Origin of the sequence: Nocardia sp. NPDC020380, from assembly GCF_044386975.1 — a bacterium.
Lineage (GTDB): Bacteria > Actinomycetota > Actinomycetes > Mycobacteriales > Mycobacteriaceae > Nocardia.
The window spans coordinates 55135-67160 of record NZ_JBIRVQ010000011.1; the positions used below are offsets into that span (position 1 = coordinate 55135).

The window sequence follows — 12026 nt, forward strand, 5'->3', positions numbered from 1 at the left end:
TTCTCCTAGTCGATGAAGTTCTTGAGCTCGTGCACGAGCTTCTGAATTCGCCCCGAAAGCACCGGGGTACCGAGGTTTTTGAAGCGTTCCCGGAACCACGGGTTCACGCTCTGATGGCCGGAGCTGTTCACCGAGCCGACCGGGATGAACTTCACCCCGGAGCGATGGATGGCCTCCATGCTCTCGTACAGTTCCTGGCACTGCCATTCGTAGAAGTCCGAGATCCACACCACCACAGTGTTTTTCGGATCCTCGATCTTCGGCTGGGCCAGCGACATGGCGACCCGGCCGTCGGTACCGCCGCCGAGCTGGGTGCGCAGGAGCACCTCGAACGGATCGTGCACCCACGGGGTGAGATCCAGCGCATTGGTGTCGTAGGCGACGAGGTGGACGTCCACCTTGGGCAGGCCCGCGAAGATGGAAGCCAGGATGGTGCAATTGACCATGGCGTCCACCATCGAACCGGACTGGTCGACCACCACGATCATGCGCGCCGGCACGGTGCGTTTGGCGGTGTGCTTGTAGAACAGGCGGTCGACGTAGAGCCGCTCGTCCTGGGGGTTCCAGTTGGGCAGGTTCTTCCAGATGGTGCGGTCCACATCCAGATTGCGCAGGATGCGTTTCGGCGGCACCGAACGGTCGAGGGTGCCCACGCTGGTCTGCGCCACCTGGGTGCGCAGTACCTCGGCGACCTCGTCCACGAACCGCCGGATGAGGGCCTTGGCATTGGCCAGCGCCACCCCGGACAGATTGTGCTTGTCCCGCAGCAGCTGTTCGACCAGCGACATGCTCGGCGTCAGCTGTCCCGCCAGCTGCGGATCGGCGAGCACCTCGCGCAATCGCATGCGGGAGACCAGATCTCCCTCCAGATCGGCCAGCACCTTGCGCATCGCACCGGTCTGCTCGTCGCCGAGCGTGCGGCGCAACCAGCCGGCATCGGACTGCCAGCCGGCGAGCTGCCCGGCATCGACGGCGCCCGAACCGGTCGCGAAGACATTCAGCAGCAGCTTGGAAACCAGTGCGGCGGTGCGCACATCCCTCGCGCCGATGCCGGTGCCGGGTTCGGCCGGGCGATCCTGCCCGGTGGCTTCCCCACTACCCTCGGTGAAATCGAGAGTTTCGAACTCGGCTCGCATTTCCGGAAACCGTTGCACTACAGTGTCTATGGAGACGCCGCGATCGAGTACCGCCGATGGCAGTCCGAGATCCTCGACGATGCCCGCGCTCGCCGACTCCAGGGTCGGCTGTTGATCCGCGCCGAAGACACCAGCCAGTAGACGCCAGTACAAGATCTGGCGCCGCGTTTCGTGATTCGTCATTTGCGCAGCAACCGTCCCGCCCGCTCGCGCAGCACCGCCACGGCATCCCCCGACTTCGACTGTGTCTTCGCGACTTTCGGATCGGTCGGGCCGAGCGCCCAGTCACCGCCGTGCAAGACGGTCACCACGCCCTTCACCTTGCGTTGCACGGCCAGCGGTCGCACCGACCAGCCGGTCGCGTCCCAGCGCAGCAGGCCGATCATGGCGCTGGAGCCACGCACGGCGACCGCGGTGAGCGGTCCCGCGGACGGCAGGGCATCCACCTCGACCCGCACGCGGTGCGCATCCAATTGCAGTGCGCCATCGATGATCCGGTACCCCTCGAACAAAACCGGCTCGGCAATGTGCACCGGATCGCGATCCAATGGCGCGGCCGCGAACGCCCGCGCCTGCGGCAGCAGCACGGTGGCGGTGACGAACGGATCGGCGGCCTCCCCAGCCTTCGCCCGTTCGTCCTGCCACACCAGATCACCGGTCGCCGACAGCGGCATCTCGGTGAGCTCCAGCACGCGATGCTCGGCCAGCGCGGACAGCAGCTGCCGATGCGCGCCCAGCAGTTGCCAGATCGCCGGTCCGGCAATGGTGTCCACCTTGGTGGCCGCCACCGAGACCCGCACCCGCCGCACCGGCGCGCCGGCGCATTCCAGCAGGCCGTACACCTGCACCTGGACGGCGGTGCCGTGCTCGTGCACATCCACACCGAGCACCAGCAGCCGACCCGAGACCGATTCCACGGCAGTGGATTCCGTGCCGCGCCAGGACAGCAGCAAGGCACGAGCCCACAGGTCGGCCCAGCGACGGATCGGCAGCAACTCGGCCGTGGCGATCGGCGCGGAGGCGCTCAACTCGGCGGTGAAACCGTCGAGCAGAACCGCCAACCGGCGCAGCGCGGGTTCGGCCAGCAGCGCCTCCACCGTCTGATCAGCGGCCGACACCAGGTCGTGGTCCACACCCCGCCAGCCGGCGATGGCCAGCTCCCCCAGCCAGGCCCGCGATCCCACAGCGAGCGGGCTCGGCGCGGCATCAGCGGCGACGGTGGTCCACTCGGATCTATTGCGGCCCAATGCCATATCAACCTGCCCCACCAGCGCGTCGTGTACCGCGCCCAGCAGCGCCGCCCGTGCCGCGGCCAGCGCCGACAGCTGATCGGGTCCGATCGCGCCGGTGTTCACCTTGGCGACCGCTTCGGCGACCGGTGTGGCCAGCGGCGATCCCGCCACGGCCCCGGCCAGTGCGGCCAAGGCCGCTTGCTGCCGTTCCGAAACCCGTGCGAAGCCGTCGACCACCGCGGTGTCGAAACCGGTCACCACGTCGAGTGCCGCCGTCACGCCTTCGGTCGAATCATCTTGCAGCGCAGCCAATTGCACAGCTTGCATCAGCGCCCCACCCCCGCCGGAAACCACTGCATTTCCGGAATCGCCGTGGCACTGCCCGGCAGTTCCAGATAGGTCAGATGCCGCAGGAAGCGGCTGAACACCGCTGCGGCCGGGGCCGGATCGCGAGTTCCCTTGATGCAGTGCACAAGTCGTCCCCCTTCGGGCACCTCGACGCGCAGGAAGCGCGCCACGCGATCCTGCCCGTACTGCAGCACCGCCTCGTCGATGAGCGCGTCGAGATGCTTGCAGGCCCAGCCCTGATTCAACCCGCCGCACGGCCGATTGTTATTGGTGCTGCAGCTCAGCCCGTGCGTCCCCGCCGTCACCGAGGCCACGTACACCCGCGAGATATCGGAGCCGCTCGACACCACGCCCTGCAGGCGTCCGTCGGCCAGTTCCACGAAGGGCACCTTGTTCAGCTTGCGCGGCGCCACGGCGGGCAATACCCGTACCACAGAAGCACTTTCCCACTCCGGCACATCCGGTGTGGTGTTCGGATTCGAGACCATCGTTCTCCCTCCCGGTCGATCACGATGGCCCAAAGATATGCGAGGGCACCGACAAGTTCCGGTGCCCGCCGCGGCGGGTCAGATGCCGACGCGGAAGCGCGGGCCGGGCGGGAGACCGCGGAGAACCGCGCTGATCCAGGCCTCGGCGGCGGGGACGCCGGCGATGTCCGCGGTGACGTGTTCCGGGATGGGCATGGTGTAGTAGCGCAGGTCGACGCCGCCCGCCCAGTACTTGTCCACTGTCGACTGGATGGCGTCGGGCCACGGGAGCAGTTCGTCCCAGATCGCATGCCACATGAACACCGGCATATCCGGCAGATTCTGCGGTTGCCCGAGACTCTGATCGACCAGCACCTGACGAATGTCCGGATCATCTAGGGACACACCAGGTTTCAGATAGGAGTTCACCGGACGATAGGATCCGGTGAGCGCACTGGTCCAGATACACCTGCCCTCAACATCTTTCAGCAACTCCTGCCCCTCCGTGGTGAGCAGCCGTTGCGGGTCGAAGACGTCGGGATAGGTCTTGACCAGATCGGCGAGCACCAGCCACATGGTGAAGTTGCCCGGTCCACTGAAGTTGGCGAGCCCGGCATCGTGGGTCACATTGCGCGCGGCGATCTTGACCATGTCGCCGGGCACGCCGCCCTCCGCGGAACCGAGGATATTCAGTTCCGGCGCATAGGATTTGTGCAATTCCGCGGCGCGCGAGGTGCCGCTGCCGCCACCGGAATAGCCGTAGAGGCCCACCGCGGAATCCGCGAGCCCGAGACTCGGATCGTTCTTGGCGGCCCGGATGCCGTCCAGCACCATATGGCCTTCGCCGAAGGTCAGCAGCTGTGAGGCGTCGACGCCGTCGAAATCGGTGACGACCACCGCGAAACCCTGCGCCAGGAAGGGTGCGACCAGTGCGATCTCCTTGAATATGCCCGCCCGCAAGGTGAATGACGGATTGCAGATGCCCGAGCTACTGTCGATCGCCTCCTGATAGGACAGGATGGGCCGCGGACTCCCGATCCACGGCACCGGTGGGATCAGTACGGTCGTCGCCGTCACGGTCGGGTTGTCATGCAGATCTGTTGTGCGGAAGAGGATTTGGCGCGTGGTCAGCGGCATCGGAATGCCCGTGACATAGGTTCCGACATCACGCGTGCGCACGATCTGCCCGTTCGCCATGCCCTCCAGGTCCGCGGGCGCTTGATACCAGGGGTCGGTGCGCGGATCACCCACGGGCAGAAACTTGTACAGGTCCGATTCCTTGGGCAGTTCCGGTAGCTGATTCTGATCCGGCGGCATCGGAGGCAGCGGATCAGCCTGTGCGGCAACAGAACTCACGGCGACCACACATATGGCGGCGATCATCGACGCCAAGGCATGCGCAATACCCTTCATCAGGTCATCAGAACACTCGTTTCCCGCACTCCGGTACCGGCATTCTTCCGAATTCTCACGCTCTTACCTGTGCAGATGTGCCCCGCGGTGGTGTCTACAGCGTAGGCTGACAACGTAGACAAACCGATCCGCGGATCGAGAGGTGCCGAACGCGATGACGATGAAGGCCCGAAACGTGCCGCTGACCCGGGCCGAAGTACTGGGCGCCGCGCTCGAGATCATCGATCGCGACAGTGTCGATCGGCTGTCGATGCGCCGGCTCGGTGAAGCCCTCGGCCGAAACCCGATGGTGCTCTACCGCCATGCCGCCAACAAGGCCGCCCTCCTCGACGGTGTAGCCGAGATCGTGCTCGCACAATTGACCGTCGACGCCACCGACCCCGACTGGCGCAACCAATTGCGCAGCATCGCCCGCGACTACCGCAAAATCGCTGTAGCACACCCGAACACAGTGTCGCTACTCGTCACCCACCCCCTCTCCACCCCGCTCGCCCTGCGCCCCCTCGGCACACTGCGACCACTGGAGAACATCCTCGAGCTACTGACCCGCGCCGACTTCAGCAGCGCAGACGCCCTCCACATCTACCGCGCCCTCTTCGGTTTCCTGCACGGCCACATCCTCAACGAACTCCAGGAACTCGTCGAACACCCCGAGGAAACCGACGACCTCCTACGCCTGGGCTTCCACCGCCTCCCTATCGGCGAATTCCCCCTGCTCCGCAGCCTCGCCCCCAACCTGGCCACCTACGACGGCGCCACCGAACTCGAACGCGGCCTCGACATCCTGCTCAGCGGACTCACCACGACCATGTCCGCGGCCCGACCACGAAAGGAGCGTCGATCATGACGTCACAACCGAACGAAACCAGAGCAGATCGACCAGCCTCGCCGCCCGGCCACCCGAGGTTCGAACCGGGCACGGGCGACACCGGATCCTGGTGGCCACGCAGTCGCGATCTCGCCGCTGAGCTTCCCGGCCTGCTCGCGGAGGTCGCACCGAGCCTCGGCCCGATCTTCCGGGTGGTCTACCACCTCGACGAATGGGATGCCGCACCGAGAAAACTCGAATTCGGCGGGCGCCGTGTACGACTCGACGGTTACCGCAATATGGCCATGCACACCGTCGACGTCCTCGGCGTCGTCATCGGCGCCCGGCTGAAGCTCCGGATCTTCCCCCCGGCGGACTACGCCGATACCTCTCCCGCACAACAACGTTGGGATTCCGAAGGCGGAGCGGGGCCCTCGGCCCGGATCAGCGAGCGGGGCCGGGCAGTGTCGCGGTGAGGCCGGTGAGGAGGATGTCGAGGCCGCGTTCCAGCTCCTGCTCGCCGTCGTAGGCGGCCAGCACCGGGGCCAGTTCGCGGACTCGCGGGAACTCGTCGATGGGGAGGCGGTACAGGCCTAGGCGCAGCACCTCGTCGGTTTCCTCGGGGCGCTCCACGATCTCCTGCAACTCGTTGAGGACGTGGCCGTAGAGGAATCCGAAGAGGGCGCGATAGATGTGTAATGCGTCGGCGCCGGAAAAGCCTGCGCGGGTGAGCAGTTCGAGGATGTCTTCGAGGGGGCGGACCACCGCGCGGGGGCGCGAGCCCAGGGGGGTGGCCAGTGGCCGGGTGACCAGCAGCGGGACCACGCGTGGATGCTCCAGTGCCAGGCGGCGGAAGTCCCGTGCCAGTTCCCGCAATCCGGCGGCCCAATCGGTGCCGGTGGTGTCGACGGACAGTTCCGCGAACACGATTTCCGCGACGCCGTCGAGCACCGCCGCTTTGTTCGGCACGTGCCGGTAGATCACCATGGGGTCGCGTCCGACGGCCTCGGCCAGCCGCCGCATCGACAGCCCGTCGACGCCGTCGCGATCGATGATCTCGAGTGCCGCGTCCAGCACCACCGCCCGCGTGACCGGGCCCTCGCCGTGCGCGACGACGCCGGGGGCGGAGCGCCGGTTCACGGCTCGGGTGCTCTTGCGGGGACGCTCGGTCATGCGGAAGTCCTCCGTTTCCATCGGAATGTCCGACCGGCCAAGTGTAGACAGACACTGTTGACATTCCGGCGCGAACCGCGCTCATCGCCGTGTCAACATTGTCTGTCTACTGGTTACGCCTACGGCGTAGAGTAAACATATCGGATGGTATGTCGAGCCCGGTCGTATCCAGACCGCCTCGTCATCCGATTCTCGGCAAACCGGCCTCTCCGCGGCCGAGGCAGGAACGTCGCCATGGCGCCACGGTCATCCTTCCGGGCTCACCCGACCCGCGCGAGCAACGCCGCCCGAGCCGGACTCGGCAATCCTGGGCCGCGCGTGCAGTTGAAGCCCGAGTTCCCGAAGACCGGGTATGTCGACGGCGCGTGGTGGCCCTACACCGACGAGCTGCCGGACGAGCTCCGCGGCTTGATCCCCGCCTTGCGGGCGCGGCTCGGCCCGGTCCGGCTGGTGCGGTATCACCTCGTCGAGTGGGCCACGCCGATCGGTGCGCTCGTCGTCGCCGGGCAGCCGGTCCAATTCGATTGGCGCGGTTACGGAACCGTGCACACCGTCGAATTGCGCGGTACTCGCGGTCGCCGATTGGTGCTGCTGGTGGTGCCGGTCGAGACCGAATCGTCCAAGGCCTTCGCCGCGATGACCGCCGCCGCGACCAAGCACAACTGCTCCACCGTCGGCCGGCTCCTCCAGGGCAACGGCCGCAATCGCACCTATCGCAACCGCCGGGCGGGGGCGCTGCGCCGCTGGGCTGCGCGCACCACCTCCGTCAACTGACTCTGAAACGTTGTAGCCAGAGAGCGTATATCTACAACGTTGACAGCGCGCTGATAAGGGAGTTTACTGAAATCGTGGCTGGTCACCGACTCGGCCGGAGTGCCGATTCGAGCACCGATGTGACCGAACCGAGGACCCCCTGTGGCAATCACCGACATCAAGCAATACGCCCACCTGAGCCCCGCCGACGTCGAGGCGCTCGGCTGCGAACTCGACACGATCCGCCGCGATATCGAGAGCTCGCGCGGCGCCCGCGACGCGACCTACATCTACCGCACCATCGCCGCGCAGCGGTTCCTCGACGCGGCCGCGCGCCTGATGATCTTCGGCAGCCGTAGCAGAGCCGGCTGGCTGTGCGGGGTGATCGCGCTCGCCACCGCCAAGAGCATCGAGAACATGGAGATCGGCCACAATGTCGGCCACGGCCAATGGGATTGGATGAACGACCCCGAGGTCCACTCCGGCCGCTGGGAGTGGGACATGGCCGGCGTCTCGGCGCAGTGGCGCTATTCGCACAACTACCGCCACCACATGTTCACCAATATCGTGGGCGTGGACGACGATATCGGTTTCGGCGTCATGCGGGTGACTCGCGACGAGCCGTGGCGACCGCGTCACCTTCTACAGCCACTGCAAAACCTTTTGCTGGCAGTCACTTTCGAATGGGGCATCGCCCTGCACGGCCTGTACTCCGAGCAGGACCGGATGACCGGTACAGCCGAGAAGAAGGCCGAAACCAAGGCGCTGCTCGGCAAGATCGCCCGCCAGACCGGCAAGGACTACCTCCTCTTCCCCGCACTGAGCGGACGCCGCTGGCGCCGCACCCTGGCCGCCGACGCCACCGCCAATGTGCTGCGCAACCTCTGGGCATACGTGGTCATCTTCTGCGGCCACTTCCCCGACGGCGCAGAGAAATTCACCCCCGCCGCGGTCGCCCAGGAGACCCAGCCCGAGTGGTACCTCCGCCAAATGCTCGGCAGCGCCGACTTCGAAGCAGGCCCGGCCCTGGCCTTCCTCAGCGGCCACCTCTGCCACCAAATCGAACACCACCTCTTCCCCGACCTCCCCAGCAACCGCTACCCCGAAATCGCCGTCCGGGTCCGCGCCCTCTGCGAGAAGTACGACCTCCCCTACACCACCGGCCCCCTGCTCCGGCAGTACCTCCTCACCTTGCGCACCATCCACAAACTCGCACTCCCGGACCGATTCCTGATCGCCACCAGCGACGCCGCCCCCGAGACGGCCTCCGAACGCCGCTTCCCCGTTACCGCACCCACGGTGAACCCGCCCGACGCCCGTCGCGGCCTGCGTACCGCCCTGGCAGAACTCCCCCGCCGCTGGTTACAGCTGTAGACCTACACCGTTGACAGAACCTCGGGTGCGGCGTCTACTGGAGGTACCAACAGATCCGAGATCAGCATGATTCTCCTCATCGGCTTCCTCGCGGCCTCCGTCGCGATCCTCCTCATCACCCGCGCCTTCGTCGACTTCGGCGGCCTCGCCAGACGGTTCACCGACCGCGCCCCGGTACTCCCCGCACACATGCTCGGCCTGCCCAAGCGCACGGCCGCGCCCTCCGAGCAGACCGCCCACCGACGCGGCGAAGCCTTCGAGTACTGACCGTGCCGATCATCGCGGGCCGCATCTGACCAGATCAGGTCAGAAGGGCTTGTCCGAGGGCAGGTTCACCCAGCTGGGGGGCGGCGGGGTCGAGGAGTAGGTGCTGGGGGCGGAGCTGGGATTCGAGCATGAGGGCGGGGACCATGAAGCCCTTGGGGATGTTGGCGGCGTAGATGTCTACGCGGAGGCGGTGGCCTGGTTGCAGGACCGCGTCGGAGGCGATCAGGCCTACATCGAGTTGCGTCGGCTGTCCCGGGACGAGCGGTTCACGATCGGCCAGTCCATCCGCCGCCGTCCGCGCCGGTGGTCCCGCGATTCCCGGTTGCTATCGTGACCGGGTGAACGTGCCGATCATCGACGACCGGCTGCCCCGCGGCCCGCACCGATTGAGCCGCGACGAGGTGGCGCAATCGCAGCGCGGGCGGCTGTACGTAGCGGCGCTCGACGCGGTCGCCGAGCACGGCTATCAGGCCCTGACCGTCGCCGACCTCGTCACCCGCGCCAAGATCTCCCGCCGCACCTTCTACGAGCTGTTCGATTCCAAGGACGCCTGCTTCGCCGCCGCCTTCGAAGTACTGGTCGAGATCGTCACCGGCCGGCTCAGCGAATCCGTCAGCGGTACCGGCGAACTCGATTGGCACGGCCTCGTCCGCACCTCACTGACCGCCTACCTGAACCTCCTCGCCGAGGAACCGGCCGGCGCCCGCACCCTGCACATCGAAGCGCTCCGAGCCGGCCCCGCCTTCGCCGACTACCGCAGACGCCTGATGGCGGTCTTCGCCGCCCGCATGCGCGCCGCCCGCGATATCGGCGTAGCGGCAGGCGAACTGACCGGCCAACTCCCCGACGAAGTCTTCGAATTCCTGATGGGCGGCATAGACGACCGCATCCGCGACTGCCTGCTGACCCGAGGCCCCACAGCCCTCCCCACCCTCGCCCCACCCCTGACCACCATCGCCCTCACCCTGCTGAGCAGCCCGGGCGCGGAAACGAGCTAGTTCCGGGAGGTCACCCCACCGCCGAATAGGCCGCCGGGTCTGCGCGGTAGCGCTGCATGCCGGCCCAGGATTCGGGGATGTAGCGCAGCCGTCGCGGGGCGATCTCCCAGGTGAGACGCACGGTATGACGAAAGACGTCGAAGGCGGTCTGGTCGAGGCGGGTCCACTTCCAGCCCAGGGCTTCCCGGGCGCGGGGTGGCATGGTGGCGTTCGAGATCCAGACGCCGACGGCCATGACCGGGTAGCGCAGGGCCCGCCAGAGGGCCTTCGGGACTCCGGGTGGTGGGGGTACTTGTTTGCGGTGGATGTTTGCGGCGAAATCGGTGGTTTTGTTGGCGGACAGGGCTTTTCGCAGCATGAAGTCCCAATACTGCTGGTAGTTCGCGAAGTCGCCGAAGGCGGGGCGTTCGCTCATGCCATAGAGGCGCCACCAGGTGAGGCCCTCGGCGATGAGGCTGCGTTGTTCGGCTTCGGTGAGGGGGGTGCCGAAGAAGTGCTGGGTGGCGATGATCGACTCGTAGAAGGTGACGTGTGTCCACCAGTACACGTCCGGGTCGAGGGCGTGGTAGCGGTTGCCTTGGGCGTCCACGCCTTTGATGGGTTTGTGGAAGTCGCGGACGGTGGCGGCGCTGTCAGCGGGGCGGGGTTCGTAGATCATGGCGTGGATCGGCTTGATCGAACGGTCGAAGCGGTCCATGGGATCGGTGAAGAAGTTGGAGTGCTCCTGCAGGGCCCGGTCGAGTACGGGGTGCATGTTCTGCAGGGTGCCCGCGCGGCCGAGGATCAGCAGCGAGCGGATGTCGCCGAAGTGCTTCCACGTCAATGATTCCGGCCCCAGCGGGGCGGAGACGTCCCAGCCGGCGTCCTTCTCGAACCTGTTCATGACTTTCCGGCTCCCTCCCGCGCGGCGCTGCGCTGCCCCCGACCATATCTGGCAAAGTCCGCTTCCAGATCAACAATTCCGGACATCCAGGCAGATCCGGGGCCCGCGCCGGTTCGGCTCAGGGTGAGCGGGAACCGCGACGGAACCCGCACCCGCACGGACAATGCGAGTGGCGGCGAGTGCAGCCGCGGCCCACACGATCCTGCCGAGGAGCCAGCTTGACCACGTCACTGCCGGTGAACTTCAAGCACGCCATGGACGTTCATCCCGCTATCGATGGACCGACCGTGCACGACCTGGTGCCCGCCGGGCGGGGCCTGTGGTCGCTGGCCGAATTACACGAGCTGACCGCCGCCGTGGCGCGGGAGCTGGCGACGCCGCTGCTGGACATCGTGCGGTTCGATACCGAGCAGCGCTGGTGGACCCGGCTGGCGCTCACCATGGGCGTCGAGCTGTGGCTGCTGTCCCGGGCGCCCGGACAGGGCACCGAACCGCACGATCACGGTGGCGCGTCGGGGGCGGACACCGTGACCATCGGCGAACTCGACGAGGACTTCCGGCAGCCGGGCGGCCCGGTGCGGCAGCAGCACTGGCGGGCCGGGGACACCGTGGCCTTCGGCCCCGATCGCGCACATCGGCTGCGCAACAACAGCATTCAACCGGCCGCGACGGTACACGCCTACTTCCCGCCACTGCGACCGGTGCGCGAGTACCGCTCCCTCACCGATTACGCGGGCCTGTGAGCCGCGCCGACGACCTGCTCGAGCAGGCCCGCGCCGGACTCGACCGCGTCGACCCCGCACAGGCGGCCGCCTTGCAGGCCGAGGGCGCGCTGATCGTCGATATCCGCCCGCACGCGAATCGTGCCGCGGAGGGCGAGATCCCGATGCCGTCGTGGTGGAGCGAATCGTCCTGGAATGGCGGCTCGACCCCGAAAGCGAGCATCGCCTGCCGGGACTGACCGCGGACACGCAGGTCGTGCTCGTCTGCAATGAGGGCTACGCCTCCAGCTTCGCCGCCGCGGACGCGCAACGAGTCGGATTGCCCCGCGCCACCGACCTGATCGGCGGCTTCCGCGGCTGGAAGACCGCCGGACTGCCGGTGGTCCCGGGCGGTTCCCCCGCGGTGCCGTAGCGGCTTGGACGGGTGTGGTGTTCGATGAAGGGGATATCGA

At 67.1% G+C, this 12026-nt stretch carries 16 protein-coding genes; 9 read left to right on the forward strand and 7 right to left on the reverse strand.

Features of this window, described 5'->3' with window-relative positions:
• Positions 1 to 5: 5 nt before the first annotated feature.
• The 4 genes from ACH438_RS29285 to ACH438_RS29300 all read right to left on the reverse strand — a co-directional run bounded on the left by ACH438_RS29285 (position 6) and on the right by ACH438_RS29300 (position 4596).
• A complete protein-coding gene (locus ACH438_RS29285; RefSeq protein ID WP_397010928.1) occupies positions 6 to 1319 on the reverse strand; it encodes a VWA domain-containing protein in 1314 nt (437 codons plus the stop codon).
• Positions 1316 to 2695: a hypothetical protein gene (locus ACH438_RS29290; protein WP_397010930.1), complete on the reverse strand. Its 1380-nt coding sequence runs from the start codon at positions 2693 to 2695 to the stop codon at positions 1316 to 1318. The genes ACH438_RS29285 and ACH438_RS29290 overlap by 4 nt, the downstream gene beginning before the upstream one ends.
• A complete protein-coding gene (locus tag ACH438_RS29295) occupies positions 2695 to 3204 on the reverse strand; it encodes a hypothetical protein (protein ID WP_397010932.1) in 510 nt (169 codons plus the stop codon). Before ACH438_RS29295 ends, ACH438_RS29290 begins: the two co-directional genes overlap by 1 nt.
• Positions 3205 to 3282: 78 nt before the next feature.
• Entirely contained in the window at positions 3283 to 4596 is a 1314-nt protein-coding gene (locus tag ACH438_RS29300) for a lipase family protein (protein ID WP_397010934.1), read from the reverse strand.
• Positions 4597 to 4750: 154 nt separating this feature from the next.
• Here ACH438_RS29300 and ACH438_RS29305 point away from each other — a divergent pair, with 154 nt between their 5' ends.
• Positions 4751 to 5443 (forward strand): TetR/AcrR family transcriptional regulator C-terminal domain-containing protein, encoded by a 693-nt coding sequence (locus ACH438_RS29305; protein ID WP_397010936.1) that lies wholly within the window; start codon positions 4751 to 4753, stop codon positions 5441 to 5443.
• Entirely contained in the window at positions 5440 to 5880 is a 441-nt protein-coding gene (locus tag ACH438_RS29310) for a DUF5994 family protein (protein ID WP_397010938.1), read from the forward strand. Before ACH438_RS29305 ends, ACH438_RS29310 begins: the two co-directional genes overlap by 4 nt.
• Here the strand turns inward: ACH438_RS29310 and ACH438_RS29315 are convergent.
• A complete protein-coding gene (locus ACH438_RS29315) occupies positions 5849 to 6577 on the reverse strand; it encodes a TetR/AcrR family transcriptional regulator C-terminal domain-containing protein (RefSeq protein ID WP_397010942.1) in 729 nt (242 codons plus the stop codon). The two genes, ACH438_RS29310 and ACH438_RS29315, sit on opposite strands and share 32 nt — an antisense overlap.
• Positions 6578 to 6811: 234 nt before the next feature.
• Here ACH438_RS29315 and ACH438_RS29320 point away from each other — a divergent pair, with 234 nt between their 5' ends.
• From ACH438_RS29320 to ACH438_RS29330, 3 genes are all read left to right on the forward strand, one after another.
• Positions 6812 to 7351: a DUF5994 family protein gene (locus ACH438_RS29320; protein ID WP_397010944.1), complete on the forward strand. Its 540-nt coding sequence runs from the start codon at positions 6812 to 6814 to the stop codon at positions 7349 to 7351.
• A 141-nt stretch (positions 7352 to 7492) separates the two neighbouring features.
• The gene (locus ACH438_RS29325) at positions 7493 to 8704 is read left to right on the forward strand and encodes a fatty acid desaturase family protein (RefSeq protein WP_397010946.1); all 1212 of its coding nucleotides are present in this window, start codon (positions 7493 to 7495) and stop codon (positions 8702 to 8704) included.
• A 66-nt stretch (positions 8705 to 8770) separates the two neighbouring features.
• Positions 8771 to 8971, forward strand: a complete 201-nt coding sequence (locus ACH438_RS29330; protein ID WP_397010948.1) for a hypothetical protein — start codon at positions 8771 to 8773, stop codon at positions 8969 to 8971.
• Positions 8972 to 9005: 34 nt separating this feature from the next.
• Here the strand turns inward: ACH438_RS29330 and ACH438_RS29335 are convergent, their stop codons facing one another.
• Positions 9006 to 9287, reverse strand: coding sequence for a CocE/NonD family hydrolase C-terminal non-catalytic domain-containing protein (locus ACH438_RS29335; RefSeq protein ID WP_397011505.1), 282 nt, complete (start codon positions 9285 to 9287; stop codon positions 9006 to 9008).
• A gap of 22 nt (positions 9288 to 9309) precedes the next feature.
• Here ACH438_RS29335 and ACH438_RS29340 point away from each other — a divergent pair, with 22 nt between their 5' ends.
• Positions 9310 to 9969: a TetR/AcrR family transcriptional regulator gene (locus tag ACH438_RS29340; protein ID WP_397010950.1), complete on the forward strand. Its 660-nt coding sequence runs from the start codon at positions 9310 to 9312 to the stop codon at positions 9967 to 9969.
• Positions 9970 to 9979: 10 nt separating this feature from the next.
• Here ACH438_RS29340 and ACH438_RS29345 read toward each other — a convergent pair whose 3' ends face one another.
• Positions 9980 to 10852 carry an oxygenase MpaB family protein gene (locus ACH438_RS29345; protein WP_397010952.1) on the reverse strand — a complete coding sequence of 291 codons (873 nt, stop codon included), beginning with the start codon at positions 10850 to 10852 and terminating at the stop codon, positions 9980 to 9982.
• Between the two features lie 218 nt (positions 10853 to 11070).
• Here ACH438_RS29345 and ACH438_RS29350 point away from each other — a divergent pair, with 218 nt between their 5' ends.
• The 3 genes from ACH438_RS29350 to ACH438_RS29360 are packed head-to-tail and all read left to right on the forward strand — an operon-like array spanning position 11071 to position 11986.
• Positions 11071 to 11595: a cysteine dioxygenase gene (locus tag ACH438_RS29350; protein ID WP_397010954.1), complete on the forward strand. Its 525-nt coding sequence runs from the start codon at positions 11071 to 11073 to the stop codon at positions 11593 to 11595.
• On the forward strand, positions 11592 to 11813 hold the full coding sequence (locus tag ACH438_RS29355; protein ID WP_397010956.1) for a hypothetical protein: 222 nt from the start codon (positions 11592 to 11594) through the stop codon (positions 11811 to 11813). The genes ACH438_RS29350 and ACH438_RS29355 overlap by 4 nt, the downstream gene beginning before the upstream one ends.
• Complete coding sequence (locus ACH438_RS29360; RefSeq protein ID WP_397010958.1) at positions 11747 to 11986, forward strand: rhodanese-like domain-containing protein; 240 nt, start codon at positions 11747 to 11749, stop codon at positions 11984 to 11986. Before ACH438_RS29355 ends, ACH438_RS29360 begins: the two co-directional genes overlap by 67 nt.
• Positions 11987 to 12026 lie beyond the last annotated feature (40 nt).

What these genes read in the sequence shown, in the direction of transcription:
- ACH438_RS29345 (WP_397010952.1), bottom strand. Translation starts at nt 10,852, where the DNA reads ATGAACAGGTTCGAGAAGGACGCCGGCTGGGACGTCTCCGCCCCGCTG.
- ACH438_RS29320 (WP_397010944.1), top strand. Translation starts at nt 6,812, where the DNA reads ATGGCGCCACGGTCATCCTTCCGGGCTCACCCGACCCGCGCGAGCAAC.
- ACH438_RS29285 (WP_397010928.1), bottom strand. Translation starts at nt 1,319, where the DNA reads ATGACGAATCACGAAACGCGGCGCCAGATCTTGTACTGGCGTCTACTG.
- ACH438_RS29295 (WP_397010932.1), bottom strand. Translation starts at nt 3,204, where the DNA reads ATGGTCTCGAATCCGAACACCACACCGGATGTGCCGGAGTGGGAAAGT.
- ACH438_RS29300 (WP_397010934.1), bottom strand. Translation starts at nt 4,596, where the DNA reads ATGAAGGGTATTGCGCATGCCTTGGCGTCGATGATCGCCGCCATATGT.
- ACH438_RS29310 (WP_397010938.1), top strand. Translation starts at nt 5,440, where the DNA reads ATGACGTCACAACCGAACGAAACCAGAGCAGATCGACCAGCCTCGCCG.
- ACH438_RS29305 (WP_397010936.1), top strand. Translation starts at nt 4,751, where the DNA reads ATGACGATGAAGGCCCGAAACGTGCCGCTGACCCGGGCCGAAGTACTG.
- ACH438_RS29315 (WP_397010942.1), bottom strand. Translation starts at nt 6,577, where the DNA reads ATGACCGAGCGTCCCCGCAAGAGCACCCGAGCCGTGAACCGGCGCTCC.
- ACH438_RS29290 (WP_397010930.1), bottom strand. Translation starts at nt 2,695, where the DNA reads ATGCAAGCTGTGCAATTGGCTGCGCTGCAAGATGATTCGACCGAAGGC.
- ACH438_RS29330 (WP_397010948.1), top strand. Translation starts at nt 8,771, where the DNA reads ATGATTCTCCTCATCGGCTTCCTCGCGGCCTCCGTCGCGATCCTCCTC.